Source organism: Oerskovia sp. NPDC060338 (genome assembly GCF_042726295.1).
In the GTDB taxonomy this organism is placed as follows: domain Bacteria; phylum Actinomycetota; class Actinomycetes; order Actinomycetales; family Cellulomonadaceae; genus Oerskovia; species Oerskovia merdavium.
In genome coordinates, this window is the sequence record NZ_JBHXCQ010000030.1 from 1 (window position 1) to 2959 (window position 2959).

Consider the following 2959-nt stretch of genomic DNA (forward strand, 5'->3'; position numbering starts at 1 on the left):
CGATGGTACTGCCCTGGAGACGGGGTGGGAGAGTAGGTCGCCGCCGGACAACCATTCACCAAAGGCCCACCCCACACGGGGTGGGCCTTTGGCATACCCCCAAACAACCGGCCCGCCAGGCCAGCACCACACCACCACCACACGGCCGGCCCACCAGAACCCAGCCCCGGAGCACCCCGTGCCCGGGGCATCTCCATGCCCCGGCATCCCGTCGGCTCGACCGACGTCCTGAACGCAGGTTGATGCGACGGGATGCGCCGGCGCCCTCGACCGCGCCGTGGTCAGCCCGAGCTGTGCCGGCCCCGGCCCCGGGCGTGGGCCTGGGACGCTCGCGAGCGACGGAGCTCGGGACGGACCGCAGCGGGGTGCCTTGCCAGTGCGTTGGCCCTGGTCCTGATCGGCGGAGCGCTAGCATCGGCGGATGAGCGCGCTACGGTCCGTCTCCTCGGACGCCCGGACCCCGCCGGACCGTCTCGCTCACTTCGCTGCCCCACTGGGCTGTGGGATCCTCGCCGCCTTCGGTGCCGTGGTGGGCCAGGGCGTGCTTGTCGGCGCCCTGTTCGCCCCAGCGGTCATGCTTCCTTTTGGACTTCTGCTGCTCGTCGGCATCGCCTTCGCCAACGCGGCGATCTTGCGGTCAGCCACAGGACGGCGCCGGATCGGACTGGCCGTCGTGCTCACTCTGCTCCTCCCTGTCGCGATCGGAGCGTCGCTCGCGGCGCAGGGGGAGCTCCCCCTCGCCCCACACCATGGCGTCCCCGCTCCGGTCGTGATCGGCGCCTTCATCGCGGGGATCTCGACGTTCGCACTCCCGCGGTGGGCGAAGCTCGTCGGCGGACTCACGGTCGTGCTCGTCGCCGCGCTGTACGCCTGGCACGCCGTGTCGGAAGCCGCTCAGAAGTCCGCTGCGGTCCGCGCGAGCGACGCTGCGGTGCGTGAAGAGATGTACGACAACGTGCTCCCAGGTGCGACGACGACCTTGGCCGGCGCCGGGGTCGACCTGCGCAAGCTCACTGCGGAGATCGCCGAGGTGGGCGTCGACCGGGACGGGCGGGAGCTCACGATCACGATGTCAGCGTGGGGCGACCCTGGTGAGGAGGACCCCGACGGCTTCGCGTGCTGGCTGCTGACCGGCGGGGAGAGCTGGGAAGCGGCCCAGACGTATGCGGACTTTGCCGACCGCTGCCGCATCGTCGACGGAGGCTGGGCCAGTCCCGACGGGCTGACGTTCGGCACGTACCGCAAGGGCTACTGGGTCACCGTCGACGCCGGGCGCGCCGCGACGGCCGAGGACGTCACGGCGGTCGCCGACACTCTCGCGGACGTGCCCGAGGCTGTGCGCCGCGCTTACTGGGATGCCGCGCTCGACCTCTCCGGGAGCTGATCGTTCCTCACCGGGCCGCGTCGCCCACTCGCTGGTGCGCCGGTCGAGCGCGGCGGCGGGGCATAGACCGGAGCGGTGGTCGCGAGCGGTGTCGTCTGATTCCTCGTCCATTCCGTGCGATTGCTCGAGCTCGTGGAAGCAGCGAAGGGCGGAAGACCGCAGCGACGCTCCCGCGACCTGCTTCGGGCCGTGGCAGACGGTATGGAAGCGGCACAACAGATTCGCTGAGGCCGGCATCTGGGCTCGCCGCGATCATCACCTGGCTGCGTGCGTCGTCGAGCACGGCCCGACTCAGGACGAAGCAGCGATCCGTGGCAGGTGGTCTGCGACCTCGGCCAACGCTCGATCAACCAACACGATCTCAGCTCCTCGAGGTTGTCACTGACTCTCTGAGTGAGACCGACTGTCATCACGTGCCGATCGTCCCGGGCACGGCTTGCCGTGCCACCAGCCGTCGACTGTGCAGGCACACCCTGGCCCCCGGGTTCGTCTCGTACGAGTCTGCGGTCCGCGGCACCGTCGGACCCGTCGTGTCTCAGGCCATACGTCTCGATCGGACGGGCGAAGCACGCTCGCCCATGCTGGAGCGCCGAACCGACGGGTGTGAACAGCGCTCTCGAGCTAGAGCAGGCGCCGGAAGAACACCGCGGGCTCGGCCACCTCGAGCGACTCCAGCTCCGCCACGAGGCGGATGAAGTGCTCGGTCTGCGTGTGAGCCCTCAGGTGATCGCGGGACTCCCACTCCTCGGTGAGGAGCAGCGAGGTCGGGTGGTCCTCCCGCTGCAGGAGCTCGTACGAGAGACAGCCTGGCTCGCGCCGGGTGGCGGCGACCAGCTCCTCATAGACCGCAAGTGCTCGAGGAAGATCGGCCTCCTGCACCGTGCAGGGGACGTGTACGCGGATCAAGGAGTCTCCTCGAGGGGGAAGGGGGTGGCGTGCGGGCGGACGACCTCGTCCTGCGTGGTGTCCCGCGGTCCGCCCACGGATGCACGGCGGCCGCCCGGGACGCCCGCCCGGTCGACCGTACTCGCAACCACAGCGCGCCGGCGCCCCGGTGCCGCCAGTCGACGACGAGACGTCCACAGGTCGGCACTCATGGACTCGTGCTGCGGGCCGCGGGGGACCGCAGCACCTTGAGACCTCTCGTCAGCCCGGCGGCCGGCTCGGTGGCCGGCCCATGCCGGCACCCGAAGCGCGGGACCCCGGCACGAGGACGCGGTGACCGGGGTCACCCCGAGCGGGTTTGACCAGAGGGAGGTCCCCCAGTAATGTTCTCTGAGTCAGCCCGGCAGGGAGGAACAGACACCACTGCGAAGCTCCTTGGAGCCGCCGCGAAGTGGCTGGATCCCCCGGGTGAGCCAAACTTCCTTGAGACTTCTGAGGACATTCGTGTCCTCGAGGAGTAGGGAATGTGGCCGACTTGGAAGGCTCACTTCACGAGAAATCATGAAGTTGGAAAGCCCCGGAGAGTCTGATAAGATTAAGAAGTTGCCCCGAGTGAAGGCCTGGAAACGGGTTGGAGTCGGTGCGTGTCGGTTGCTTGAGAACTCAACAGTGTGCTTGATAGTTAATGCC

2 protein-coding genes are annotated in these 2959 nt (G+C 69.0%); one reads left to right on the forward strand and one right to left on the reverse strand.

From position 1 onward, the window contains the following. The first annotated feature begins 421 nt into the window (after positions 1-421). A complete protein-coding gene (locus ACFWGN_RS21385) occupies positions 422-1384 on the forward strand; it encodes a hypothetical protein (RefSeq protein WP_377619768.1) in 963 nt (320 codons plus the stop codon). A 621-nt stretch (positions 1385-2005) separates the two neighbouring features. Here ACFWGN_RS21385 and ACFWGN_RS21390 read toward each other — a convergent pair. After that, entirely contained in the window at positions 2006-2290 is a 285-nt protein-coding gene (locus ACFWGN_RS21390; protein WP_377619769.1) for a putative quinol monooxygenase, read from the reverse strand. Positions 2291-2959 lie beyond the last annotated feature (669 nt).